General features: G+C 70.5%; 20 protein-coding genes. 6 read left to right on the top strand and 14 right to left on the bottom strand.

What is annotated here, in order from left to right:
- Nucleotides 1-2: 2 nt before the first annotated feature.
- The 3 genes from IPH07_37755 to IPH07_37745 are packed head-to-tail and all read left to right on the top strand — an operon-like array spanning nucleotide 3 to nucleotide 2,845.
- Entirely contained in the window at nucleotides 3-1,181 is a 1,179-nt protein-coding gene (locus tag IPH07_37755; protein ID MBK6923196.1) for a hypothetical protein, read from the top strand.
- Nucleotides 1,171-1,821: a hypothetical protein gene (locus IPH07_37750; protein MBK6923195.1), complete on the top strand. Its 651-nt coding sequence runs from the start codon at nucleotides 1,171-1,173 to the stop codon at nucleotides 1,819-1,821. Before IPH07_37755 ends, IPH07_37750 begins: the two co-directional genes overlap by 11 nt.
- Before the next feature lie 40 nt (nucleotides 1,822-1,861).
- Nucleotides 1,862-2,845 carry a hypothetical protein gene (locus IPH07_37745; protein ID MBK6923194.1) on the top strand — a complete coding sequence of 328 codons (984 nt, stop codon included), beginning with the start codon at nucleotides 1,862-1,864 and terminating at the stop codon, nucleotides 2,843-2,845.
- Nucleotides 2,846-2,882: 37 nt separating this feature from the next.
- On the opposite strand, the gene IPH07_37740 is transcribed toward IPH07_37745, so the two are convergent.
- The 4 genes from IPH07_37740 to IPH07_37725 form a co-directional block, all read right to left on the bottom strand.
- On the bottom strand, nucleotides 2,883-4,133 hold the full coding sequence (locus tag IPH07_37740; GenBank protein ID MBK6923193.1) for a M23 family metallopeptidase: 1,251 nt from the start codon (nucleotides 4,131-4,133) through the stop codon (nucleotides 2,883-2,885).
- On the bottom strand, nucleotides 4,133-5,035 hold the full coding sequence (locus IPH07_37735; GenBank protein MBK6923192.1) for a hypothetical protein: 903 nt from the start codon (nucleotides 5,033-5,035) through the stop codon (nucleotides 4,133-4,135). The genes IPH07_37740 and IPH07_37735 overlap by 1 nt, the downstream gene beginning before the upstream one ends.
- Nucleotides 5,032-5,787 (bottom strand): ATP-binding cassette domain-containing protein, encoded by a 756-nt coding sequence (locus IPH07_37730; GenBank protein MBK6923191.1) that lies wholly within the window; start codon nucleotides 5,785-5,787, stop codon nucleotides 5,032-5,034. Before IPH07_37730 ends, IPH07_37735 begins: the two co-directional genes overlap by 4 nt.
- A 91-nt stretch (nucleotides 5,788-5,878) precedes the next feature.
- A complete protein-coding gene (locus IPH07_37725) occupies nucleotides 5,879-7,228 on the bottom strand; it encodes a hypothetical protein (GenBank protein MBK6923190.1) in 1,350 nt (449 codons plus the stop codon).
- Nucleotides 7,229-7,315: 87 nt separating this feature from the next.
- Here IPH07_37725 and IPH07_37720 point away from each other — a divergent pair, with 87 nt between their 5' ends.
- Complete coding sequence (locus IPH07_37720; protein MBK6923189.1) at nucleotides 7,316-7,966, top strand: hypothetical protein; 651 nt, start codon at nucleotides 7,316-7,318, stop codon at nucleotides 7,964-7,966.
- A 36-nt stretch (nucleotides 7,967-8,002) separates the two neighbouring features.
- Here IPH07_37720 and IPH07_37715 read toward each other — a convergent pair whose 3' ends face one another.
- The 6 genes from IPH07_37715 to IPH07_37690 form a co-directional block, all read right to left on the bottom strand.
- The gene (locus tag IPH07_37715; GenBank protein MBK6923188.1) at nucleotides 8,003-8,962 is read right to left on the bottom strand and encodes an HTTM domain-containing protein; all 960 of its coding nucleotides are present in this window, start codon (nucleotides 8,960-8,962) and stop codon (nucleotides 8,003-8,005) included.
- Entirely contained in the window at nucleotides 8,956-9,561 is a 606-nt protein-coding gene (locus IPH07_37710; protein MBK6923187.1) for an SdpA family antimicrobial peptide system protein, read from the bottom strand. The genes IPH07_37715 and IPH07_37710 overlap by 7 nt, the downstream gene beginning before the upstream one ends.
- Nucleotides 9,546-10,016, bottom strand: a complete 471-nt coding sequence (locus IPH07_37705; protein ID MBK6923186.1) for a hypothetical protein — start codon at nucleotides 10,014-10,016, stop codon at nucleotides 9,546-9,548. Before IPH07_37705 ends, IPH07_37710 begins: the two co-directional genes overlap by 16 nt.
- A gap of 459 nt (nucleotides 10,017-10,475) precedes the next feature.
- The gene (locus tag IPH07_37700) at nucleotides 10,476-11,786 is read right to left on the bottom strand and encodes a hypothetical protein (GenBank protein ID MBK6923185.1); all 1,311 of its coding nucleotides are present in this window, start codon (nucleotides 11,784-11,786) and stop codon (nucleotides 10,476-10,478) included.
- A gap of 196 nt (nucleotides 11,787-11,982) precedes the next feature.
- Nucleotides 11,983-12,249 (bottom strand): hypothetical protein, encoded by a 267-nt coding sequence (locus IPH07_37695; protein MBK6923184.1) that lies wholly within the window; start codon nucleotides 12,247-12,249, stop codon nucleotides 11,983-11,985.
- Between the two features lie 113 nt (nucleotides 12,250-12,362).
- On the bottom strand, nucleotides 12,363-13,724 hold the full coding sequence (locus tag IPH07_37690) for a hypothetical protein (GenBank protein MBK6923183.1): 1,362 nt from the start codon (nucleotides 13,722-13,724) through the stop codon (nucleotides 12,363-12,365).
- A gap of 513 nt (nucleotides 13,725-14,237) precedes the next feature.
- Between IPH07_37690 and IPH07_37685 the strand changes: the two genes are divergently transcribed.
- Entirely contained in the window at nucleotides 14,238-15,026 is a 789-nt protein-coding gene (locus IPH07_37685; protein MBK6923182.1) for an aminotransferase class IV, read from the top strand.
- A gap of 19 nt (nucleotides 15,027-15,045) precedes the next feature.
- On the opposite strand, the gene IPH07_37680 is transcribed toward IPH07_37685, so the two are convergent.
- Nucleotides 15,046-15,369, bottom strand: a complete 324-nt coding sequence (locus IPH07_37680; protein ID MBK6923181.1) for a TerB family tellurite resistance protein — start codon at nucleotides 15,367-15,369, stop codon at nucleotides 15,046-15,048.
- Nucleotides 15,370-15,388: 19 nt separating this feature from the next.
- Nucleotides 15,389-19,078, bottom strand: coding sequence for a vitamin B12-dependent ribonucleotide reductase (locus IPH07_37675; GenBank protein MBK6923180.1), 3,690 nt, complete (start codon nucleotides 19,076-19,078; stop codon nucleotides 15,389-15,391).
- 818 nt (nucleotides 19,079-19,896) lie between these two features.
- Between IPH07_37675 and IPH07_37670 the strand changes: the two genes are divergently transcribed.
- Nucleotides 19,897-20,427 carry a hypothetical protein gene (locus IPH07_37670; GenBank protein MBK6923179.1) on the top strand — a complete coding sequence of 177 codons (531 nt, stop codon included), beginning with the start codon at nucleotides 19,897-19,899 and terminating at the stop codon, nucleotides 20,425-20,427.
- A gap of 16 nt (nucleotides 20,428-20,443) precedes the next feature.
- Here the strand turns inward: IPH07_37670 and IPH07_37665 are convergent, their stop codons facing one another.
- Nucleotides 20,444-23,155, bottom strand: a complete 2,712-nt coding sequence (locus tag IPH07_37665; GenBank protein MBK6923178.1) for an MMPL family transporter — start codon at nucleotides 23,153-23,155, stop codon at nucleotides 20,444-20,446.
- A 56-nt stretch (nucleotides 23,156-23,211) separates the two neighbouring features.
- Complete coding sequence (locus tag IPH07_37660) at nucleotides 23,212-24,429, bottom strand: hypothetical protein (protein MBK6923177.1); 1,218 nt, start codon at nucleotides 24,427-24,429, stop codon at nucleotides 23,212-23,214.
- Nucleotides 24,430-24,629: the final 200 nt, after the last annotated feature.

The following is a 24,629-nucleotide window of genomic DNA, read 5'->3' as shown; positions in this document are numbered from 1 at the left end:
GCGTGGCGATGTTCTCGGCGGGCCCGGCGGGATGGTTGCTGTCGGTGGCGGTGCTCGCCGGCGGGCCCGCGTTGCCCGATCCGCAACCGAGCACGGCGTCGCCCGGCCTCGACGCGCCGGTGGTGCTTTCCGTCGAGCGCGTGGTGGTGCGTTCGCCCGGCACCGATCCGGCCGAGCTCGCCCGCGAGCTGCGACTGCGCGCACCCAAGCTCGAGGTCATCATCGCGACCGAAGGCGATCAGGGCGTGCTGCGCCCGCCGTTCGCCCACGTGCTGCTGTATGCCGATCCGATCGACGACCAGCGCCATCGCCTGTCACTGGTGCGCTCGGCCGGCGACGCCTACGACCGCAGCTTCGCCGTGCCCGAGAAGGACCTCGCGCGCGTCGCCGCGACGATGATCATCGGACTGCTCGCAGCGCCCGCGATGGCGCCCGAAGACGCGGCGTCGCCGACCCGGCCGGACACGAGCGACGTCGGTACCGATCAGGATCCGCTCGGGCCCGCCGAGCCCGACGCGCCGGCCACCGACCCCGCCGCAGCGACGACCGCGGCCACGCCGCGCCCGCCCGCGCACGAGCTGGGCGTCTTCGTCGCGGGCGGGCCGCTCATGGGCTTCGGCCCACCCGCGCAGCTCGATGGTCTCGTCGCCGGTGCTGTCAGCATCGGCGCCATCGCGCGGTGGAAGCGTGGCGCGGTGGTGGCCGCCGAGATGCGCCTCGCGCCACGTTTGCGCGCTGGCTATCTGATGATGCGCGACGGGTTGTTCGCGCATGGTGGTTTTGCGTGGCGTTTCACCCGCCTCGATCTGCAGGTGACCGCGTTCTTCGGCTTCGAGCGCTTCTGGCTGCGCAAGCACGGGCGCAAGCCCGACCTGCGACAACGCGGCGCCGGCGACGGGCTGCTGCCGTGGATCCTCGGCGCAGGCCTTCGCGTCGCGCCGGGTTGGTCGATCGAGCGCGAGGTGCTGACGACACGCGTGAGGGTGTTCACGAGCTTCGCCGGGAGCGCGATGCCGCGTGGCGGTGTTGCACACGTGTTGATCCCCGACGCACGCGGGATCGCGAGCGAGGGCTTCCGCATCGGCGGCTTCGAGTGGTTGTTCGGGGTCGACGTCGCGTGGACGTTCAGGCTGCGTAACGCCGCGGACCCGAAGCGGACAAACCGGGGTCGTGGCACCTAACCTTCGACTTCCCCTCGTTGTCCTCGTAGGCCTGCTCGCGTGCGGATCCGACGCGGATGACGCCAGCACCAGCTTCACCACCAACGCGTCTGCGACCGACACGGATCCGAGCGCGGGCGAGTCGAGCGCAGGGGATGCCAGCAGCAGCAGCTCGGCGAGCGCGAGCGACACGGCCGCCGACAGCTCCGGCGGTTCGAGTGACACCGGGATGATGGTCGATCCGTTCGCGTGTCAGTCGGGGACGTACTGGACGATGGGCGACGAGGAGTCGCCGAACATGCACCCCGGCATGGACTGCGTCACCTGCCACGCCAGCGAGCAGGAAGGTCCGCAGCTGCTGATCGGCGGCACCGTCTTCAGCGCCGTGCACGAGCCCGACGACTGCAACGGCGTCGGTGGCGGAATGCAGATCGAGCTCGTCGGCGCCGACGGCCAGGTCTTCATGATCCCGACCGACTCGCCCTCGGGCAACTTCTACGCGGAGATCGGCGAGTTCGATCTGATGTTGCCGTACAAGGCCGCGGTGATCGACGGCGACAAGCGTCGCGACATGGTCGCCGCGCAGTCGGTCACCAACTGCGCCGCCTGCCACACGCAGAACGGCCTCTCGATGGCGCCCGGCCGCATCATCGCGCCCTGACCGCTCCCCACGCGTCCCACTCCCCCGAAAGGCAGTTCCCATGTCCCGCACCGCGTTCATCGCCCTCGCCGCCTGCCTCACCGCCTGCACGACGCCTTCCGACGCGGGCAGCGGCGATGCTGGCTCGTCGTCCAGCGCGACCTCGATGGGAAGCGGCGCCGAGTCGAGCGGCGGCTCGACGACGGTGACGTCGACCACCGCGGCCGACACCACCGCGGCCGACAGCTCCGGCGGCCTCAACAACTACCACCCGCTGGGCTTCGGCATGGCGTCGGCCCACGGACCTGCGCTCAAGCTGCAGGCCGAGGACTGCCGTGAGTGCCACGGCAGCGATCTCGCGGGCGGCACCTCGGGGGTCAACTGCGACAGCTGCCACACCGCGGGCTGGCGCGAGGACTGCGTGTTCTGCCACGGCGGTTCGCTCGATCAGACCGGCGCACCACCCAACGACATCACCGACATCGACGAGGTCTCGATGCTGTCGTTCATCGCCCACCCCAAGCACGTCATCGAAGAGAACCACCCGGCCTACGACTGCACGCAGTGCCACGTGAAGCCGACCGACGTGCTCAGCATGAACCACGTCTTCGACGACTCGCCGGCGCAGAGCGAGGTCTCGTTCTTGATGGGCCTGAGCGGCGCGGGCAGCTACGACGGCAGCGGCAGCTGCTCGAGCCTCTACTGCCACGGCAACGGTCGCCAGGACAACGGCTCGTACAGCCACGACATGGCCACGCCCGATTGCGGTGGTTGCCACGCCTATCCCGGCACCGCGAACAACGACCTCAACTCGATGTCGGGCGAGCACCGTCGACACATGAACGAGGGCGCCGAGTGCCAGGACTGCCACACCGACACCGTGTCGGGTGACAGCATCCTCACCGCCACGCTGCACGTCGACGGCAACAAGGACGTGAAGCTCTCCGGTCCCGCCGTCGACATGACCTGGAACGGCGGCGCCAAGACCTGCAACGGCACCTGCCACACCGGCGAGGCCGAGGGTCACAACAACGAGCACTGGTGAGGCCGAGGCCTCGTGCCCGATCGCGACCCCGAGCCGCTCACTCGATGAACTCGATGCCCTCGTCGTCCGCTTCGGCGTCGTCGAGCGCGTCGTCGTCGTGCTGAGCATGCTTGCCCCGCGCGGGCGCTCGCTTGCGTCGCACCGGCTCCGCTCGCCGCAGGTACGGCTCGGGGTCGACCGGTAGCTCGCCGTGACGCAGCTCGACGTAGACCGTCGGACCGAGCCCGTCGTCGATCGGCTTGGGCGCCGCGCGTCCGAGCTCGGTGCCGGGCTCGACCGCGTCGCCGGGCGCGACCGCGATGTTCCACAGCCGCGCGGTGAGGCTGTACTGGCCGCCACCGTGCTCGATGACCACGGCCTCGCCGTACTCGGGTAGCTCGGTCACCATCACCACGCGACCGGTCGCCATCGCGACCACGCGCTCCTCACGGGTTGCCGTGAGCTCGACGCCGCTGCGCACGATGTCGATGCCCAGCAGACGATCGCGCCAGGTGCCGAAGCGACCGACCACGCTGCCGGCCACCGGCCGCCGCAGGGTGTGCGCGCCGTCGAGCCCGCGCAGGGCCTCGAGCTCCTTCCAGTTGGCCTTCACCAACGCGATGAGCTCGCGGTTGGCCGCACGCGCGGTGCGGGTCGAGCGGCGCAGCGCGAGCTTGCGCGCGCCGACCAACCCGGCCATGGCCGGATCGACGCTGGCGCTGGCGCGCCCGAGCACCTCGCCCTGCATGGTGTAGATGCTGCCGATGGTCGACAGCGCCTGCAGCTCGCGTGCAGCCGAGAGCAGCTCGGTGCGCGCGCGGATGCGTGCGCGGCGATGCGAGGCCAGCTCCGCGAGATCGTGGCGAACCAGCTCGCGCAGGCTGTGGGCCCGCGACAGCCGCGCTGCGGTGGCCCCCTCGTCCTCCTCGCCGAAGCGCTCACCGAAGGCGAGTCGTGCCGCGCCGCCGCGGGCGAGCTTGTACAGCGCGCGGCCGCGGGCCCGCATGCGCCGCTCGCGATCGTCGTTACCCTCGGCATAGGCCGACAGCCGCCGCATGCTCTCGCCGCTGGCGTGGTCGAGCAGCGCGGCGGTGTACTGCAGGCTGGTCTGCTCGCGATCGAGTGCTTCGAGCCCGCGATGGATCTCGGTCGACGAGCGCGTGAAGCCGAGCTCGCGCTGCAACGTGTCGACCAGCTGTGCGCCGAGCTCGGCGGCACGTCGCGGCTTCGCGAGCGCCGTGCCGGTGGCACCGACCAGCGTCAGCGCGAGCGTGAGTCCCAGGGTCGTGCGCACGCGTGGCATCGGCATCACGTCTCGACGTAGCGCGCGACCGCGGCCCGGCTACCGAGCACACCCAGCGCGGCCCCGAAGGCGACCAACGTCGCGCACTCCCACGGCGCCAGGAAGCGCAGGCCGCCGGCAGCGAACGCCAGCGCGAACGCGTCCTCGAGCAGGGGCTGCACGCGGTCGAAGCCCGCGTAGAGCAGCGCCACCGCGAACGCAGCACCCAGCGTGCCCTGCACGAGGCCCTCGACGACGAACGGCCCGTGCACGAACGACGCGGTGCCGCCGACCAGGCGCAGGATCTGGATCTCGGCGCGACGGGCATAGACCGCCAGGCGAATCGTGCTCCACACGATCGTCAGGCACGCGAAGCCCACCAGCGCGGCCGCACCGATCGCGATGCGACGCAGGGTCTCGAGCAGGCTCTCGGCGCGCGCGGCCCACTGGCCCGCCGCCACGACATCCTCGACGTCGGGCTCCTGCCGCAGCTCCGCCGCCAACGCGTCGGCGAGCTCCACCCGCGCGCCCGCGACGTGCACCTCGATCGAGGTCGGCAGCACCGCGGGCTCGAGGCCCTCGAGCAGGGTGGGATCTTCGCCGAGGCCGTCGACGAGCCGCGCCATCGCCTGCTCGGGCGTGACCAGCTCGACCGCCTCGACCTGCGGCAGCGCGGCGATGCGTGCGGTCAGATCGGCGCTCGCCTCGGGCGTGACGCCGTCGACGAGGTACGCCGTGACCGGCACGTCGACGCCCCACTCGTCGGCGATCGAGCGCGCGTTGCTCCACACCAGCACGACCGTGCCGAGCAGCAGCATGCACACTGCGAAGGTCGCGATCGCGAGTAGCTGCACCAGCGGCGCCTGGGCCATGCCCCGGAGCCCGCGCGCGGCGACGTAGCGCATCGCATGGATGCTGCGCACGATCATGCGAGCGCCCCCAGCTCGAGCGACGGCAGCGCGCCGCAGCTGCCCTCGACCTCGGCGCCGGTCATCGTGACCGCGGCCGAGTCGGCGACCAGGCGTCCGCGCGCCAGCTCGAGGCGATGGCTGGCGTCGACGTGATCGATCACGAGTGGATCGTGGGTCGCAATGAGCACGGTGGTGCCGCGGGCGCGGACGGCCTGCAGCAGCTCGAGGATCTCGCGCGACAGTCGGGGATCGAGGTTGCCGGTGGGCTCGTCGGCCAGCAGGATCGCGGGGTCGCCCGCCAGCGCGCGCGCGATCGCGACCCGCTGCTGCTCACCGCCCGAGAGGCAGCGCGCGGGTCGACGGGTGTCGGGATCGAGCTCGACGTCGCACAGGCTCTTGCGCGCGCGTGCGTCGACCTCGGTGGGCCCGAGCCCGAGCACCTGCAGCGCCAGCGCGACGTTCTCGCGGGGCGACGCATCCTGTAGGAGCTTGAAATCCTGGAACACGGCGCCGACGTTGCGACGCAGGTAGGGGATGCTGGAGCGGCGCAGTCGGTGGATGTCGCGGCCGGCGACGCGGATCGTGCCGCACTCCGGGCGCTCGCTGGCCAGCAGGAGCTTGAGCAGCGTGCTCTTGCCGGCGCCCGAAGGGCCCGTCAGCAGCGCGAACGCGCCCTCATCGATGGCGAACGAGACCTCGGAGAGCGCGGCGTCGCGCTCACCCTTGTCGCCGTAGCGCATCGTGACGCCTGCGAACTCGAGGATCGCCATCTCGTGCAGGACTAAGCATGGACGGGCGGCCGAGGGCCAGTTTTCGGCGCGAAGCGGCCCCTGACAGCCCTGCTCGGCCGGCCGGTGGCCGTCACAGCCGCCGCACGAAGACGTTCTGCTCGACCGCGCTGACCAGCACGAAGAGGTCCTCGGCGACCGCGTAGCGGAAGCGGCCGTAGGTGCCGTTGGCGATCGGCTCGGGCGGCACGGTGGCGTCGTCGGCCGCGGCCGGGTGCTCGACCCAGGCCATGGCGTCGAGATCGATCGACCACAGGCTGCGGCCGCCGCCCCACCACACCAGCCGGTCGAGCACGACGTCGTAGTCGAGCCCGGGGTTGCTGCGATCGAAGCCGGGCGGGGGGTTCGCGAGCGCCAGGGCCTGCTCCTGCACCGCGCCCGCGACGTCGAGATCCCAGCTGTAGATCGTCGCACCACCGACCGCCACGAACCGACGCGCGCTCGGATGCACGCGACCGGTGAGCTGATGCCCGAGGCCGCCGTTGGTGAAGTTGTCGCCGTGGGTGGTCCAGCTGTCGGCGGCGACATCGTAGGTGGCGAGGTAGCGCAGCTGCGGCCCGAGCACGTAGGCGATGCGGCCCGTCGCGGCGTCGTAGTCGGCGATGCCCGCGATGGTGCCCTCGGGTGCGGGCGACCGCGCCGACCATTGCCCGGTGGCGAAGTCGTAGCAGTCGAGGTTGTCGACGTTGATCTGGCCGCTCATCCACAGCCCGGCACCGCCCATGCTGCACATGGCCCCGAGCTCCGGCACGTACGCGAGATAGTCGTAGGTGTGGCGCGAGCGCGGACGGCCGTCGGGGTAGTAGCCCGAGGCCTCGTCGCCGCCGACATCGAGCGAGGGATCGCCCAGCCGCGTCCACGCCAGCGCCTCGAGATCGAAGGCGTAGACCTCGTTGCCCGCGTAGTCGGCATGACCGCCACCCCACACGACCATGCGATTGCGATCGCGATCGTAGACGCCACCGCTCCAGGCCGTGACGATCGCGGCACGGCTGCCGGGCACGGTGTCCTGGGGCGGCAACACGTCGGCCATCGCGGTGCCCTGCAGCTCGAGCCAGTGCCCCGCGGGCACGTCCTCGAGGCACAGCGTCCGCGCCGGATCGCACACGCACGCACCGGTCTCGAGGTTGCAGACGGTGTGCGCCGGGCAGTCGTCGTCGCCGACGCACGGCGGCGGCCCGCCGCTGTCCGACGATCCACCGCTGTCGGCGGTGCTGTCCGTGGCACCGGAGCTGCCGCCCTCGCTGGTCACCGAGGTCGTCGATGCGGTCGTCGTGGTGGCGCCCTGCGTGGTGGCCACGCCGGTCGATCCCCCGCTCGAGCCCTCCCCCACGGCCCCGCCGGGGCCATCGCCACAGGCGATCCCAGCGAGCAGGGCCAGCGACGGCAGGAACGTGGAGAGCTCGCGACCGAGGGCACGCATCGTGGTCGCAGTGGTCGATCCGTGGCGACCAAACGGCTCACGACCGTGGATGCGCGCGTGCGTGCGACCATGGCCAAGGTCCACGCCATGGCCGACGATTCCGATCGCGCGCTCGTGCCCCGCGAGCCCTCGACCCCCGCAACGGTCGATGGGTCCGCGTCACGACAGCTCGACGCCTTCGAGCAGCGCTACATGGTCGGCGGTGCGCAGGTGCTGGCGATCCACCGCGGGCGCCCGGGCCTGGGCTACCACGCGCTCATCGCCTTCGCGGCGGTGGCGATCGCGTTGAAGGCGGCGACCGTCGCATCGGCGGGGATCGGTCTCGTGCTGCTGGCGCTGGCGTGGATCACCTTCGCGGTCATGCGGGTGACCGTCACGCCGTCGCACCTCGACGTGAAGTACGGCCCCTTCGGGCCGCACATCCCCATCGCCTCCATCACCGCCATCGAAGCCACGCGCTACCACTGGTCGAGCTGGGGTGGCTGGGGCATCCGCCGCAAGCTCGGCACCGGCGAGGTGCTCTACGCGATGCCCGGCGACGGTGGCAACGCGATCCGCGTGGCATGGACCGACGCGAAGGGGCACACGCACCGCGCCGTGGTCGGCGTGCGCACGCCCAGCGAGATCGTGGCGGCGGTCGAGGCGGTCCGCACTCGCACGCGCGCCGTGGCGACCGGTGAGGATGCCACGCGCGCGCAGCTGGGCCCGGCGGCGCCCGATCGCACCGCGGGCCGCTAGCGCGCGCGCCCCTGCACCCCCAAAGGCCCGCCGTCGTCACGCCACGTCGGTGACCACCGACCCCGCGACCGATGGGGCTCGCGTCGGGTGCCGTAGCCATGCGCGGGCACGGGCGAGCACCCGCGGCATCGCCAACCGTCGATCGGGTGCGTGCAGGTACAGCAGCAGCGCCGCGATCATGGCGAGCGCGAAGCTGGTGATGCCGTGCACCAGCGCGATCCCGACGTGCAGGGCACAGCCCAGCGGGAACAGCACGCGCCGGGCACCCGGCGGCATCCAGAGTGCACCCGCGAGCAGGAACTCCAGCACCAACACCGACCACGTCAGCAACGGCAACGCCGTGGCACTCGCGATCACCGGCTGCACGATCGGTTGCAGCGCCTCGGGGGCACCGAAGGTGGGATTGCGAAACCAGTACCAAAGTGCAGTGCCGTCGCCCCACTCGTCGACGCCGTACTTGGCGACGCCGGCGTGGTAGTAGACCGCCGCGACCTGCACGCGGACGGCGATCCAGGTGGACCAACCCACCAGCGCCGCGGCCTCGCTGCGCATCGGTGCGGGCGGATCCCAGTGCCACCGGCGGCCATCGAGCACGGTCAGCGGTAGCAGCAGGAGCGCGAGCACCATGCAGACCTGATCGCCCCCGTCGAGCACCGACGCGTTCCACTGCAGGCTCGCGGCCACCCACCAGTGGGCCACGCCGGTGACACGCGGCCGCCACCCCGACGCCACGACCAGGAGGATCGCGATCGCCGACCACCGCGCCAGCTCGAGCTCGGGCGACAGGCAGAAGATGCCGATCGCGCCGTGGCCCTGGCAAAACGGTGGTGTCGCGGCGATGCCCGCGAGCGGCACGAACAGCGTGCGCGTGTCGTTGGCCACCAGCGTGAGCGCGGTCGAGAGCGCCAGCAGCGTACGCGCGAGGCCGTACACGTTCGTGCAGGGCGCCCGCCCGTGGACTCGCGAAGCAACCCAGTCTCCGATGCGGTTCAGCATTTCACCCTCACTTTCATCACCAGCGATGGCATCTCGACGACCCCGAGCTCGCGCCAGGCGAACGGCACCGGCGCCTGCTCGACCATCGCGATCTCGCCACACAACATCGCGCCCGGAAACGGCGCCTCCAACTCCTCGGCGACCTCGATCGCATCGAGGCACGCCAGCGGCGAACCTTCGCACGGCGTCGACCAGATCGCCCACAGCTCCTCGGTGAGATAGGCCGACTCGGCGCCGACGCGCCGGGCCAGGCGCTTGGCGCCCCACCACTGCGACGCAGACATCTGGCGATCGGTGGCGGGTCGCCAGCCCCCCGCGTCGCGCACGTAGGTCGTGCGCCACGGCTCCTGTGGGTCGCGTGTGAAGAAGCCCCAGCCCTGTGGCAGCACCCGCCGCATGTCGATGGCGCGCTCGCCCGGCAGCTCGAGCGGACTGTGCGGCAACGCCGTGCGCAGGGCGTAGAACGCGATCGCCGACCAGGCGCATGCGAGCCCCACCGCGAGCAGACCGAGGCTGCGGACGCGAGGTCCCGAAGGACCCGGCAGTGCCGGGTCCTTCGGCGCGACGTCCGGACGATCCGGCGTCACGGGGCCGTGCATGCCAGCTTCTCCGTCAGGCGTGCCACGGCTTCGTCGTGCGCCAGGCCGGTGAACGACTCGGTCGTCAGCGGCAGCGCGATCCAGACCAGCAACACCAGCGCGATGCCGATCCACAGCACGACGCTCGAGTCCTGATCGACGCCGTGGCCCGGCTCGTCTGCACTCGATCCGCCGCCGCCCCCGAGCAGCTGGATCATCTCGCTGTTGCGCTGCCAACCCTTGCGCAGCGCGCGATTGACCTTCACCGGATCGCCGCTCTGCAGGTCGGCGGCGAAGCCCGCGAAGAAGGTGGCATCGCGGGTCTTGATCATCTCGATGATCTGCCGGGACGCCTCACTCAGACCCGTGGCGTTCGGTGTGCCCTGCATGAGCAACGCGCTGTCGTCGGTGCGCTTCGCCAGGCCGGCGATCGCGATCGCCACCAACGCGGCATCGGCGGTACGTCCCGCGGCCACCAGCTTGTCGTGCTGCGCCTGCAGCAGGCGCTTGGACTGCGCGACGGTCAGCCGCGACTTCTTGGTCTGCGCGGCGTCGAGGGCCCCCGGGATCGGCGATCTCGCGGATCAGCGCCGCCGAAGCACCCTCGCCGTAGAACAGCCCGCGGAAGAGCTCCTCGCCGCTCTTGCAGGTCTGCGTGGTGTTGCTGGTCGCTGCGCTGCTCTGCGCGGCGAAGCTGGGCAGGGGGGAAACGGCGACCGCGAGGGCAAGGCTCGCGGCGCCGACGAATTGGGCAGTTCTTGCAATCATGTGGACTCCAGTGCCCCCGCACCAAACAGCTGGCCGGTGGGCGCTGTCCGGGTCGGCTGGTGCCGGTCCACGCGTGCATTAATTGTCGAGCATCGAAAAAAATCGCCGCGACGTGGGGCCCCCTCGAAGAACCCCGCGCCGCGGCGAACCACACACCAGGGGATGAGCTACATCGGGCTGAGCAACGACGCGCCGAGGTCCGCCTGCAGCGCCAGCGAAGCGGTGAACTCGGTGCCCGCATCGGCCAGCAGCGTGACGGCCTCCTGGAACGCCGGCACCACGCAGGTGAGGCGCGCCGGCGGGATGTCGAGCTCGCCCGAGATGCCTGCGCTCGCGAACCCACCGATCTTCGCGGTGAGGTTGGCGAGCGGCGACGGGTTGAACACCACCTCGCCGTCGATCTCGCCGTTGATCAGCGCCTGCGCCTTCGCGAGCCCGCGGAGGATCGCCGCACCGCGCACGCGCAGCTCGCCGAGTCGCGCGACGAACGAGGCCTGCGCGTCGGCAGAGACGCCGGCCTTGAACGCGAACTCCCAGTCGAGCGACGGCGGGCTGCACTCGATGTTCGCCTCGGCCTGGGCCTTCGCCTGTGCCTGGCAATCCGCCGACGCCTCGCAGCTGGCCGAGGCCATCGGCGGCTCGAAGCTGCCCTGGCAGCTGCCCGAGCACTCGCCCATGCACTCGGCGTTGCACTGCACGCCGCCCTCGCAGCCACCGGGGTCGGCCATCGCGTAGCAGGTGCCGTGGCAGGTGCCGCCACACTCGGCGCGCGCATCGAGCTCGCAGGTGCCGGTGCAGTCACCGGCGCAGCGGCCCTGGCACTGGCCATTCGCGTCGGTGAGTTCGCAACCGGCGGAGCATTCACCGTGGCAGGTGCCGTCACAGCCCGCGGCGACGTCGAGCTGGCAGCTGCCCTCGCACTCGCCTTCGCAGCTGATGCCCGCCGAAGGGGCGACACACTTGACCTCGCCCATGCACGTGCCCGAGCAGCTGCCCTCGCACTTGCCCTCGCAGCTCACCGAGGCCATGCCCGGATCGACCGTGGCTTCGCAATCCGCGTTGACCTCGCAGCTGGCCTGGGCCTCGAGCGCCACGTTCACGCTCGCCTCGCAGCGTGGTGGCTTGTACTTGAGGCGGATGCCGCCTTCGACGTTGGCCATGAAGTCGCCCTGGATGCGACCCTTGAGCTCGGTGATGAACGCGGCGTCGATCGAGCCCTCGGCCATGCCGTAGAGCTGGCCGAGCGCACGCACGTCGGCCTCGAAGCTGCCCTGGATCTCGGCGGTCGCCTTGGTGAAGTCCGACACCGCGGTGAAGAAGCCATCGACCTGCGCGTTGCCGGAGATCGACAGCTGGCCCGACGCGATCGAGCCGCACGGGCCGCAGGGCTCCTTGAGGCTCTCGGGATCGCAGCCCTGCAGGGCCGCGACGGAGATGCCGCCGACGAGCCCGAGGCCGATCAGCGTGAGGGCGCCCATGGGGGTGGAGCCGGTCTGGGTGGACTTGGAGGGTGTTCGCTGCTGCATCTGGAAGATCCGTCCTTGCCGAATCGTGTGGCCCGCTGTTGGTCCGGCTCGGCGCGTTTCGGATCCACGGGGTTTCGAAAAGCTCGCGATGCAAAAATGCCCCGAGCCCCACCACGGGGCCCGCGAAGTGTTCGCGACCACGCGCGGGTCAGCCGCCGGCGCCGACCGCAGTGCCGATCTCGACCACCGCAACCAGCCCCAGCGTCTGCGCGATGCGGAGATCCTCGAAGAGCGCACTCTCCATCACGTCTCGCACGACGGCACTGGCCTCGACGATCGACTTGCCGGGTGCACGAGCGACGATCTCGACCTTCGCAGCGGCCGCGAGCATCGCGGAGATGCGCGTCTCGAACATCTCGAGGAACTCCTCGACGCGTGCCTCGCCATCGGCGTCGAGGCCGGGCTGGAACGGCATTCCCGCGTCGGCGAACCAACGAAGAAGGGGCCGCCCGCGTCGCCGCGAACAGCCCCTTGGACCGCACCGGCGATGACGCCCTCGCGAGCGCCACCACCCGTGCTCGGTCGGTATCAGCCGCCGACGCCGACCGCTCCGCCGATCTCGACGAACGCGTTGGCGCTCGCGGTCAGCTCGCCGGTCGAGGCCTGCAGCACGCCGCTGACCTCGCCGAGGGCATCGAGCGCGCAGCCGAGGCCGATGGTCGCCTTGAGGTCGAGGTCGCCCTCGAGGGCCGTGTCGACCGCACCCTTGACCGCGCCGCTGGCCGAGGTCACGAGGTTGCCCGCGGCCTTGGCGACGATGTCGAGCTTCGCCTTGACGGCGAGCATCGCCGAGAAGCGACCCTTGAACATCTCGAGGAACGCCTTGAAGCGCGCCTGACCATCGGCGTCGAGGCCGGCCTTGAACTGGAAGCCGATCGACAGCGACGGCGGACGGCACTCGATGCGCGCCTCGGCCTTCGCCTCGACCTGCGCCTGGCACTCGGCCTTCACCATCGGCGGGGTCACTTCGCCCTCGCACTTGCCCTCGCACTTCGCCTCGGCCATCGCCGACACGTCGCACTTCGCCGAGGCACCGGCCTCGCACATCGCCATGCCCGGGTTGTACTTGCACGAGCCCTCGCAGCGGCCACCGCAGCTGCCGCCGGCCTCGAGCTTGCACTCGCCCTGGCACATGCCCGAGCAGCTGCCGGCGCAGTTCGCCGTCACGCCGCCCATCGTGTCGCAGTTGCCACCGGCGCACGCCGAGCACTCGCCATCGCACTGGCCGTTGCACGAGCCGCTGCACTCGGCCGCGACCTCGAGCTGGCACGAACCCGTGCAGCTACCCTCGCACTGGAAGTTCGGCGCGGTGCCCTCGCACTCGAGGGTGCCCATCGCCGAGCACTCCGCCGCCACGTCGGCCGAGACCTCGCACGAGCCCTCGCACTTGGCCTCGATCGAGCCCGGGTCGGCCTCGACGTCGCACTCCGCGGCCGCCTTCGCGGTCACCTCGAGGTCGGCCTCGCACTTCGGCGGGTCGTAGTTGATCGTCAGGCCGCCCTCGACCGCCACGCTCAACTGCCCCTCGATCTCGCCCTTCACCGCGGCCGTCAGGGCCGGCAGGTCCATGTCGGCGTAGCCCTCGATGCCGAAGAACGACGCCATGCCCTCGAGCTCGGCGCGGATCGAGCCGCTGATGGTCGCCGCTGCACCGCGGACCTCGAGCACGGCGCTGAAGAAGCCATCGATGCTGGCGACGCCGGAGATCGACGCGTTGCCGTCGGCGAGGCCCTCGTCGGGGCACACCAGACCGCACTGCTTGGCGAGTCCGCCGAGTCCTCCACCATCGTCGCAGCCCTGCAACGATGCGATGCCGAAGCCGCAGAGCAATCCAAGCCCTGCGATGCCCAAGAGACCTTGACCGGGAAGGGTAGTTTCACGCGCGCTCATAATCCGTTGCTCCTGTCCTACTTGCCGCTTTGGCCCTGACGATGGCGGCGCTTCGACGGCAGCTCTCTGCCACCGATGCACGCCGCCTGAAGTTTGCTTCACATGGGTTGGTTGACGAGCGAGAAGATGGTGGTGTGATCGGCTCGGCTCGGCGACGTGCGCCGGGTGGCGATCCATCCCCCGCGGCCGGATGGTCCCACAGCCCCACCGGCGCCCGCAACTGTTCCGCCGCATCCACGCTGGTGGAAAGTGCAGGCGGGATCGCCGACGCCGGTCGGCCCCGCGTGTGCTCGCGGGTTTCTTGACTCCGCGACATCCGTGCCGCGGACGCGAACGCCCCGGCGTCGATGTGCCCAGTTGCCGCACGTGGCCGCCCTTCGGGGCGCACTGCCCCGCGACCCAAGGGCGCGAGGCATCATGTCGAGGGCACGCGCGCGTGCTCGCTTAGCAATGGCAGGCTTTCCGAAACTCGCCTGGCAGGGCGGATCGATCGTCCCGTTCGCGGACGCTCGCGTGTCGGTCGCCGATCGCGGGCTGCTGTTCGGCGAGAGCGTCTACGAAGTGCTCCCGGTCACAGCGGGCCGCGTGCGATGGCAGGGCCCCCACTTCGCACGCATGCGCGAAGGTGCCGCCGCGATCGGCATCGAGGCGCCCATGTGGCTGGGCGACGACGCGGGCTGGCCGGCGGCGCTCGTGGGCGCGGAGGGCATCGACGAGGGCTTGCTGTACCTGCAGCTGACCGGTGGCGCGGCCCCGCGGGCGCACCTCGCCCACGCGACCCCGGAGCTGTTCGCGTTCGTGATGCCCCACGCGTTCCCCGACGCAGCTCGTCGCGCGCGGGGACTCTTCGCGCGCTGCATACCGGAGCTGCGTTGGCACCGTCGTGACCTGAAGACGACGATGTTGTTGCCATCGATCCTGGGCAAGCGCGCCGCGGCGGCCGATGGTGCCGACGAGGTGTTGTGGCTCGACGCGGCCGATCACGTGCTCGAGGGCGGCTCGAGCAATGTCGCGATCGTCGAGCACGGCGTCGTCGTCACGCCACCGCCGGGCCGCGAGCGCCTGCCCGGCATCACGCTCGCGCAGCTGGAGACGATCGCTGCGTCGCTCGGGGTCACGCTGCGCCACGAGGTGCTGCCACGGACGCGCATGCTGGCGGCCGACGAGGTCTTCGTGCTCGCGACCTCGCAGCTGGTGATGCCGGTGCTGCGCATCGACGGCACCGCGATCGCCGACGGCACCGCGGGTCCGATCACGCTGCGACTGGCCGACGCGCTGGCACACGCGATGGCCTCGGCCTGAGGGCCTCGAGCCCGCCCGCTCAGGCGAGCAGCTGGTCGAGCAGCTCGAGGTACTCGCGCTCGGAGTCCGCGAAGTGCTTGTCGGCCTCGAAGGTGTCGCGCGCGGCCTGCAAGAACAGCTCGCGATGCGCGTGGGGGATGCGGGTGGGGTCGACATCCTCGGCCGGCGGCGGCCGCTCGAGCCAGCGCTCGATCTGCGCGCGGTCGGATGACAGGCCGAGCTTCTCGACCATGCGCATCACGAAGCGACGCTCTTCGGGCCGGACCTCGAGGTCGACCCACGCGAACGAGCACACGAACTCGAGCAGTCGCAGCCGTTCGTCGTGGGTCAATGTCGCGAGCATCGACCGCTAGGCTAACACGTCAGCTGCAGCCGGAGGTCGAGCCACAGGTGTTGCACTTCAGGCACGAGCCGTTGCGCACCATCGTGAAGCTCTGGCAGTTCGGACAGGCGTCACCCTCGTAGCCCTGCATGCGGGCCTTGTAGACCTGGGCCGAGAGCGCCACCGCAGCGCGGACCTGGGCGCTGCGCTCCGGCTTGGCGCCGTGCTGACCACCGTTGCCGTTGCCTTCGGCGGGCGCTTCGTAGGCCTCCGCCACGACGGTGCGGTCCTCGTACTCGATCGGCGTGGGCGGCACGAAGGCCGGCACCTTGGCCACGAGCTTGAGCGGGCCGGGGGTCACGACGCGCTCGTCGACGACCTCTTCGTCGCCGTAGTCCACCCCCGGCAGCATCTCCTCGTCGGCGTCACCGGTGGTGTCGGGCGTGAGGTCCTCGGGCATCACGTGCGCGAGATCGTTGCGACCGAGGTAGCTGACCGCGAGCTCGCGGAAGATGTAGTCGATGATCGACGTGCACATCTTGATGTGCGGGTGCCCGGCGACCATGCCGTTGGGCTCGAAGCGGGTGAACGTGAAGGCGTCGACGTACTCCTCGAGCGGCACGCCGTACTGCAGGCCCAGGCTGCACGAGATCGCGAAGCAGTTCATCAGGCTGCGGAAGGCGGCGCCCTCCTTGTGCATGTCGATGAAGACCTCGCCGAGCGAGCCGTCCTGGTACTCGCCGGTGTGGATGTAGACCTTGTGGCCGCCGATGGTGGCCTTCTGGGTGTAGCCACCGCGGCGGTCGGGCATGCGGCGCCGCTTCGCGAGGTAGCGGTAGACCATGCGCTCCGAGACCTTCTCGACCACCTGCGGCTGGCTGGTGGCGGGCGCCGCCACACGCGGCAGCTCGGCGACGGTGTCGTCGTCGTCGGTGTCGGTGGTGACCTCGTCGAGCAGCGCGGCCGACAGCGGCTGGCTGAGCTTGCTGCCGTCGCGGTACAGCGCGATGGCCTTGACGCCCTGCTGCCACGACGCCAGGTAGACCTCCTCGACGTCGGCGACGGTGGCGTTGCTCGGCATGTTGATGGTCTTGCTGATGGCGCCGGAGAGGAACGGCTGCGCGGCCGCCATCATGTGCACGTGGGCCATCGGTGCGATGAAGCGCTTGCCGTAGCGGCCGCACTTGTTGGCGCAGTCGAACACCGGCAGGTGCTCGGGCTTCAGGCCCGGCGCGCCCTCGACGGTCATGGTGCCGCAGACGTAGTCGTTGGCGACGCGGATGTCCTCGGCGGTGAAGCCGAGCTCGCGCAGCAGATCGAAGGTTGGATCCGACAGCTGATCATCGGTGAAGCCGAGCACGTCGCGGCAGAACGCGTCGCCCAAGGTCCAGCGGTTGAACGCGAAGCCGATCTCGAACGCGGCCGGCAGCTCCGACTCGACCTTGGCGAGGATCTCGGTGGTGAAGCCCTTCGACTTCAGCTCGGCGTGGGTCAGTCGCGGGCTGCCCACCAGGCTGCCGGCGCCCTTGCAGTAGCGCACGATGCCCTCGACCGCGGCGGGGTCGTAGCCGAGCCGGCGCAGCGCCTCGGGCACCGACTGGTTGATGATCTTGAAGTAGCCGCCGCCGGCCAGCTTCTTGAACTTCACCAGCGCGAAGTCGGGCTCGATGCCGGTGGTGTCGCAGTCCATCAGCAGGCCGATGGTGCCGGTCGGCGCGATCACGGTGACCTGCGCATTGCGGTAGCCGTGCTGCTCACCGAGCGACAGCGCCAGGTCCCACTGCGCGCGCGCGGCCTGCAGCAGGCCCGCGGGGCAGTGCGAGGGCTCGATGCCGCGCGGCAGCACCGACAGGCCCTCGTACTCGCCCGAGGCGGCGTCGTAGGCCGCGCGACGGTGGTTGCGGATGACCCGCAGCATCTGCGAGCGGTTGTTGTCGTAGCCCGGGAACGCGCCGAGCTCGGCGGCCAGCTCGGCGCTGGTCGCATAACTCGCGCCGGTCATGATGGCCGTGAGCGCGCCACAGATCGCGACCGCCTCGGCCGAGTCGTAGGGCAGCCCCGAGACCATGAAGTAGGTGCCGAGGTTGGCGTAGCCCAGGCCGAGCGTGCGGTACTTGTAGCTGAGCTCGGCGATGCGCTTGCTGGGGAACTGCGCCATCAACACCGAGATCTCGAGCGCGACCGTCCACAGGCGGCACGCGTGCAGCATCGCGGGCACGTCGATCTCGCCGTTCTTCAGCAGGCGCATGAGGTTCAACGACGCCAGGTTGCAGGCGGTGTCGTCGAGGAACATGTACTCGCTGCAGGGATTGCTCGCGTTGATGCGGCCATCGACCGGGCAGGTGTGCCACTCGTTGATGGTCGTGTCGTACTGCAGGCCCGGGTCGGCGCACGACCAGGCACCCAGCGCGATCTTGTCCCACAGGTCGCGCGCACGCACGGTCTTCGCGGGCTTGTGGTCGATGCGACGCATGAGCGTCCAGTTGGCGTCCTGCTCGACGGCGTGCAGGAAGTCGTTGGTGATGCGCACCGAGTTGTTGGAGTTCTGGCCCGAGACGGTGCCGTAGGCGGCCGAGTCCCAGCCGGTGTCGTACTCGGTGAACTCGATCTCCTTCACGCCCTGCTTGGCCAGCTGCAGCGTGCGCTGCAGGTAGTTCTCCGGCACGTTGGCGCGACGGGCATCCCGCATCGCGCGACGCAGGTCGCGGTTGCGCTCGGGGTCGAAGCGAAGGTTGCCCTCGAGCGGCGAGGCCATGCCCGCGCGCAGCACCGCGTTCAAGTGGTGGTTGCAGGCCTTGCTGCCCGACACCAGCGCCGCGACCTTCTGCTCCTCGACGACCTTCCAGTCGATGAACGCCTCGATGTCGGGGTGATCGATGTCGACCACGACCATCTTGGCGGCGCGGCGGGTGGTGCCACCGCTCTTGATCGCACCCGCGGCGCGGTCACCGATGCGCAGGAAGCTCATGAGGCCGCTGCTGCGACCGCCGCCCGAGAGCCGCTCACCCTCGCCGCGCAGGCGCGAGAAGTTGGTGCCGGTGCCCGAGCCGTACTTGAACAGCCGCGCCTCGCGGACCCACAGGTCCATGATGCCGTTCTCGCCCACGAGGTCGTCGTCGACCGACTGGATGAAGCACGCGTGGGGCTGCGGACGCTCGTAGGCGTTCTGCGAGCGACGCACCTCGCCGGTCTGCGCCTCGCAGTAGTAGTGGCCCTGCGCGGGGCCGGTGATGCCGTAGGCCCAGTGCAGCCCGGTGTTGAACCACTGCGGGCTGTTGGGCGCCGCGACCTGCTGCGCGAGCATGTGCAGCATCTCGTCGTAGAAGGCGCGCGCCGACGCCTCGTCGTCGAAGTAGCCGTGGCGGAAGCCCCAGTAGGTCCAGCAGCCCGCGAGCCGGTTGAAGACCTCGCGGCTGTCGTTCTCGCCGCGGGTGCGCTCCGACTCGGGCAGCTCCGCGAGCGCCTCTTCATCGGGCTCGCTGCGCCACAACCACTGCGGCACGCCCGGCTCGGGCACCTTGCGCAGCAGCGTCGGCACACCGGCCTTGCGGAAGTACTTCTGCGCGAGGATGTCGACCGCGACCTGCGACCAGCCGTGCGGCACCTGGATGTCCTTGGCTTCGAAGACCACCGAGCCGTCGGGGTTCGCGATGCGGGAGCTGCGGGACTCGAACTCGATCGCAGCGAACGAAGGTGCGGACTCCGGGGTGAAGTGGCGCGTGATCTTCATTGTCAGGAACTCCGGGAGCGGGGGGCGGCGGGTGAGGTCGACCGCGTGGGCGAGCGGTCGGAGGGGGCGTGGGAGGAGGAGGAAGAAGGGCTCGTCTTCATTCTGAACGGATGCTCAGCCCACGAGAATTCGAGGGTACAGGACCCTGGCGACCCGTTGCGGCGGGCCGCTCATCTCGCGGGTTCGGGCTCGGTCGGCCGGTGGGGGCCTGGCGACGTCGCCGTCCGTTCGGGGTCCGTCCTGCTCGCGCTGCCTGCCGGCGAGGGGACGTGGACCAGCTCCAGCCTGGCATGGGGTGTCACCGCGGCGGCAACACCCCATGTTGAGGTGGGGGCTATGTAAACCACAAGATGTTGGGCCTCGCAAGAACCCGACGCGTCCTCGAGGGGGTGACTTATCCACAGGCCGAGGGGCCCCGGCGCAGGGTCGATCTCCCCAAGTGGTCCACAGGTCTATCCACAGAAAACCCGGCGCGTCGATCGACCGCGTGGGGTGCGCTGCGGGCCCGGTCGACGATCGCCGAACCATGTCCGCCGGGGATTCTCGGCGGGCCCGGCGGGTTGGCACGGCCCGTCGTTCACAGCCGCGACACCGGGCCGGTGCGTGAACGGCACTCCACCACCTCGGCCACAAGCGGCCCGCGACGAGGCCGGCCGACCGGCGGCGGATTTCCGCCGGGGAGATCTCTTCGGTACCGCGACGACCGTCGTGATGCGCTCGCCGGGGCATTGGGCCACACCGCGATTGCACCGCGTCTGGAGTGCATGCGAGCCGACGCTTGCCGCTCGCGTGCGCATCTCCCATCATCGCGCGACCAGATGCCGCGCAACGCCAACGAGATCTTCCGAGCGGAGATGGGCTACGGGGAGCTCGAGCGACTCTCGGCGCTCGAGACCTTGAAGGGTCTACGCAACCCCGAGTCGGTGACGTTGGGTGACCTCGTGGGCTTCCTCGACTCCCGGGGTCTGTGGCCACAGTTCGCGAAGATCACCCTCGGTGACCTGCGCGAGGGCTTCGCGGTACCGCCGAGCGACGCCGAGGCCCCCGCGGGCACGAAGAAGCGCAAGCGCCGGCTGCTCGAGGACGAGCTGGGCGACGCCTACTCCGAGAAGGCGGCCGCCACCGCCCGCGAGCGCACCGAGCCCGAGGACGGCGGCATGTCGAGCGAGGAGTTCACGCGGCTGGTGCTGCCCTTCATCGAGGGCAACGGCGAGGTGACCCTCGACGACATCGCCGAGTACAGCCGGCTCGATCGCAAGATCCTGCGCCACCACCTCGGGCTGCTGGTGAAGGAAGGCCGGCTCGAGCGCGTGGGCGTCGGCCGGCACGCGATCTACACCGCGCTGTGAGAGCGGCCGCGGGGCGCTAGCGGTCGGTGCCCGCACGACGGCGACGCCGACGCTGTCCCAGCGCCCACAACGTCGGCAGCACCACCAACGCCGACACCGCGGCCAGCGAGATGCCGATCGACGCCAGCGAGCCGATGCCACGCAGACCGGCGTTGTCCGCCGCCATGAAGGCAGCGAACCCGGCCACGGTGGTGAAGGTCGCCGCCAGGATCGCGCCGCCGGTCTCCTGCAGCGCGCGCGAGAGGCTGTCGAGCTCACCGTGGGTGCGACGGATCGTGTCGGTGAGGTACACGCCGTTGTCGACGCCGATGCCGAGGATCGCGGGGATGATCGGCAGGTTGAACAGCGTGAAGCGCAGGCCGAGCGCGCCCATCAGGCCCACGACCCACCACAGCGCCAGCCCCAGCGGCAGCAACGTCAGCAGCGTGAGCCCCAGCGAGCGCAGCTGCCAGTACACGAACGCAGCCACCAGCACCGAGGCCATGCCGACCACGATCGGTGCCTCCTCGCGCAGCATCAGGAACATGCTCGCGTAGACCGTCGTCTCGCCGACGAAGATGCCCTCGCCGTCGAGGTACGAGGAGGTCTCGTTGGTGAAATCGACGCCGCGGCGCATGTCGGCGGCGTCGAAGTTGGGGTACGCGAAGATGCCGTAGCTGCCGTCCTTGCTGCGCACCTTGTCGAGCAGCACCGGCGGCAGGTCGTCGATCGTGAACGGCTGCGCGCGGAACATCTGGACCAGCTGGCCGGCCTCCTCGCGACTGAGCCGCTTGGGGTCGGCCTTGGCCGGCGTCTTCGCGTCGGGCGTCTTCGCGTCGGGCGTCTTCGCGTCGGACGTCTTCGTGTCGGACGTCTTCGCGTCGGGTGTCTTCGTGTCGGGCGTCTCGACGGGAACCGGCGCGACCGGAGAGACCTCCGGCGGCGCGTCGATCTCGTCGCTGCCACCCCCGCCCTCGTCACCGAAGTCGTCCCAGTCGTCGTCGTCCGACGGCGGCGGCGGCTTCTTGGTGGTCTGCGGCACCGCGCTGGGCTCGCGCCCTTCGGCGATGGCCTCCAGCCGCGCGAAGGTGTCCTCGTTGTCCTCGTGCAGCGCGTCGATCTGCTGCTTGCGGACGGCCATGTCGATGTCCTGGGCGGGCAGCAGGTCCGGGGCCGCGAACAGGCTCGCGACCGCGGTGTCGCCCGCGGCCTCCCGCAGCGCGTGCCGCTGGCGGGCGACGGCCAGCGTCGTCTGGGTCGACGCGAGGTCGTTGCGCACGAGGATGCCGGCGTGGATGTCCTTGCCGAAGACCTTCGAGATCAGCCGCACGTCGTCCTCGGACTCGCGGCGGGTCTGATCGGACTGCAGCGCGCGGCCGTTGTACTCGAAGCCAACCCGACGCACGCCCTGGAACGACAGCACCGTGACCACCACGATGCCGGCGAACAGCGCCCCGGGGTGCCCGAGCACCTTGCGCATGATGGCGCCCTCACGGTGCGGCAGCGGCTCCTCGTGGCGCTTGATGCCGACCACGTACAGCAGCGCGGGCAACACGGTGGTCATCGCCAGCATGCACAGCGCCACGCCCCAGGCTGAGATCAGCCCGAACTCGCGGAACGCCGGGAACTCCGACGTCGACATCACCAGGAACGCGCTGACGGTGGTGCCCGACGCCACGAACAGCGGGATGATCAAGCTGTGGAACGCGCGCCGGATCGCCTCGGCGTCGTCGTGCTTGCGGCGATCGATCTTGGCGCGCGAGAAGAAGTGGATGCCGGCGTCGATGCCCATGCCCATGAGCACGGTCGAGATCAGGCTCGTCATCAGGTTGAGGCGCCCGAGCACCACCTGCGTCAGCCCCAGCGACCACACCACGCCGCACGCCAGCGGCAACAACAACACCAGCACCGCGCGCCACGATCGGAACAGCAGATAGATGATGGCGATGACGCCGAACAGGCCGATGAGGCCGCCACGGAGCATGTCGGAGCGGATGATCCGCTGCTCGTCGGCCTTGTTGGTGTAGGGCCCGACGATGTTGTAGTGCACACCGGCGTCGCTCCACGGCTGCCCCGGGCGCTCGAAGATCTCGGCGATCGCCGCCCGCATCTCCTCGCTGATCTTCTTGGAGAAGTCGAGGCTGGCGGCGGGCTCGATGGGGTGCAGCAGCACGATCGTCGCCGGGATGCCCTCGCGCTCGTACAGCTCGCGGAACCCCGTGCGCGCGTGGGCTTCGCCGCGCTTGCGCTCGATGAACGACTCCAGCGCCTCGGGCGCGCGGTCGTCGGGGGCGAGCAGGCAGTTGTCGGCCGCGCGGGTGCAGAACTCGTAGTGCGTGTAGTCCTGCACCAGCTCTTCGAGCTGCTTCATCTCGGCATCGGAGAGGTAGTAGAGCGCGTGCTCGCTGAAGAAGTCGCTGGGCAGCCGCTCATCGACGTCGCGCAGCAGCGGGTGCCCCTCGAGCTCGCGCGCGATGGTCTCGACCAGGGCGTGCCGCGCCTCGGCCGTGCCGTCCTTGACGACCACGTTGACGCTGCCGGTGCTGCCGAAGGTCCGCTCGATCTCCTCGAGCCCGACCAACACGCGGTGGCCGTCGGGCAATAGGCGCCGCAGATCGGTGTCGACCCGCAGCTGGGTCGCCAACCATCCGCACAACACCGTCAGCACGGCGGCCGCCACCAAGATGGCGCGATGGTGCGCGATGATCTGGCGGATCCAGCGGTCGCGCAGTGGCTCTCGAGCGCTCAAACGGCGCCGCCACTCTTGCACGAAGCGGGGCGCGACGGCCACCGTTCACCGACGCTTCACGTGCGACGACGACGACGGCGCAGGAGCGCGGCCATCAGCACCGCCGAGATCGCGGAATTTCCGGCCCACGGCCGGCTCGAAGCACAAGCACAGCCCGCGGCGTCCCGGGTCGCGGCGGGGTCGGTGCCGCCCGTGTCGCCGTGCGCGTCCCCTGTGCTGCTGCCCGCCGACGTGTCGTCGATGGGCTCGCCGATGCCACCGGACTCGTCACCGCCCGCGTCGCAGTGATCGGCGCCGGCGGCGGGCACGGGATCGTCGCTGGTGCCGTCGCCGGGGTACACGGTCACGAAGCCCGGCGAGTGTGCGATCCACTGCGCGCCGTCGGGCCCGCGGGCGACCGCCCGCAGCAACAGGCCCTGGTACACGGTGTCGGCGGACAGCGCGAGCCGCTCGTCGATCCAGCGCGCGCTGGCGTCGTGCTCGGCGAAGGTGGTCCACGCGGCGTCGTCGTCGAGGTCGTCGCTGGCGGTGCTCGCGTACTGCAGCGTGACGGTGGTGCCCGGCGGCCCGTCCATGCAGCCGAGCACGCGGTAGCCGTCGGCTTGGAACGCCTTGGCGTCGTAGACCGGCGACACCAACGCTGCCACGGGCAACGGCTCGCCGTCGTGGATCTGCACCACGCCGATCCGCGAGGTCCAGAGGTTGCTGGCCGGCGCGAAGGTGTAGCCGCGGATGACGTAGTTGCCGGCCGGCACCGCGCTGACGTCCCAGTCGACGCCGGGCACGGTGGCCTCGCACGAGATCGGCAGCCGCGTTGGGTCGATGATCTGCACGCACGAGTCCACCGCGCCGTCGTGGCCGGGTGTCCACGCGGGGCTGCCCAACAACGTGGCGCCGGGATCGGGCAACGCGTCGATGATGCCGGCTTCGAGCGCCCGCTCGGCGTCGTCGGGGCCGATCCAATTGGGCAACACCTCGAGTCGATTCGGCTCCCGACACAGCGCGAAGAACTGGAAGCTGCGGCTGTCGTCCAGCTCGTCCTCGGTGAGCTGGGTGTCCTCGTAGGGAATGTGCACGTCGAAGTGGAGGCTCGACACCTGGCTGCGATCGACCTGCGTCAGACACGGATGCGGGGGGTAGAGCGCGGGCGTGCGCGGCATGTTGCCGTTGGCCGCCGACGCCAGCGCGGGTACGAGCGTCGCAAGCGACGCCGCAGCGAAGATCGCCGAGCGTGGCGAGCGTTCGGGTGCCAGGCGCGATCGTTCGGCTACCACGCGCGATCGACAGTGTCCGACCGCGCGCACGCGTGCAAGCCCCCATGTGTCGCCGCGCAGCTATGCATCTCGATCCCGAGGTCGCCAACGGCGTTGGCGGCGGCGCCGGCTGGCCGCGCAGCCCCGTACCGACGGCACGCTTGGCCCAGGTGGTGCACAGCGAGGGCCGCGCGACGCACCGACGTCGTGACGGACGGACC

This window comes from Deltaproteobacteria bacterium, from assembly GCA_016709225.1.
In the GTDB taxonomy this organism is placed as follows: domain Bacteria; phylum Myxococcota_A; class Polyangia; order Nannocystales; family Nannocystaceae; genus Xiheibacterium; species Xiheibacterium phototrophicum.
This window is presented reverse-complemented; position numbering and strand designations above follow the sequence as displayed.

Excerpts from the sequence above, each read along its gene's own strand:
- IPH07_37745 (MBK6923194.1), top strand. The coding sequence starts at position 1,862 with ATGTCCCGCACCGCGTTCATCGCCCTCGCCGCCTGCCTCACCGCCTGC.
- IPH07_37740 (MBK6923193.1), bottom strand. The coding sequence starts at position 4,133 with ATGCCGATGCCACGCGTGCGCACGACCCTGGGACTCACGCTCGCGCTG.
- IPH07_37735 (MBK6923192.1), bottom strand. The coding sequence starts at position 5,035 with ATGATCGTGCGCAGCATCCATGCGATGCGCTACGTCGCCGCGCGCGGG.
- IPH07_37730 (MBK6923191.1), bottom strand. The coding sequence starts at position 5,787 with ATGGCGATCCTCGAGTTCGCAGGCGTCACGATGCGCTACGGCGACAAG.
- IPH07_37725 (MBK6923190.1), bottom strand. The coding sequence starts at position 7,228 with ATGCGTGCCCTCGGTCGCGAGCTCTCCACGTTCCTGCCGTCGCTGGCC.
- IPH07_37720 (MBK6923189.1), top strand. The coding sequence starts at position 7,316 with ATGGCCGACGATTCCGATCGCGCGCTCGTGCCCCGCGAGCCCTCGACC.
- IPH07_37715 (MBK6923188.1), bottom strand. The coding sequence starts at position 8,962 with ATGCTGAACCGCATCGGAGACTGGGTTGCTTCGCGAGTCCACGGGCGG.
- IPH07_37710 (MBK6923187.1), bottom strand. The coding sequence starts at position 9,561 with ATGCACGGCCCCGTGACGCCGGATCGTCCGGACGTCGCGCCGAAGGAC.
- IPH07_37700 (MBK6923185.1), bottom strand. The coding sequence starts at position 11,786 with ATGGGCGCCCTCACGCTGATCGGCCTCGGGCTCGTCGGCGGCATCTCC.
- IPH07_37695 (MBK6923184.1), bottom strand. The coding sequence starts at position 12,249 with ATGCCGTTCCAGCCCGGCCTCGACGCCGATGGCGAGGCACGCGTCGAG.
- IPH07_37690 (MBK6923183.1), bottom strand. The coding sequence starts at position 13,724 with ATGAGCGCGCGTGAAACTACCCTTCCCGGTCAAGGTCTCTTGGGCATC.
- IPH07_37680 (MBK6923181.1), bottom strand. The coding sequence starts at position 15,369 with ATGCTCGCGACATTGACCCACGACGAACGGCTGCGACTGCTCGAGTTC.
- IPH07_37675 (MBK6923180.1), bottom strand. The coding sequence starts at position 19,078 with ATGAAGATCACGCGCCACTTCACCCCGGAGTCCGCACCTTCGTTCGCT.
- IPH07_37670 (MBK6923179.1), top strand. The coding sequence starts at position 19,897 with ATGCCGCGCAACGCCAACGAGATCTTCCGAGCGGAGATGGGCTACGGG.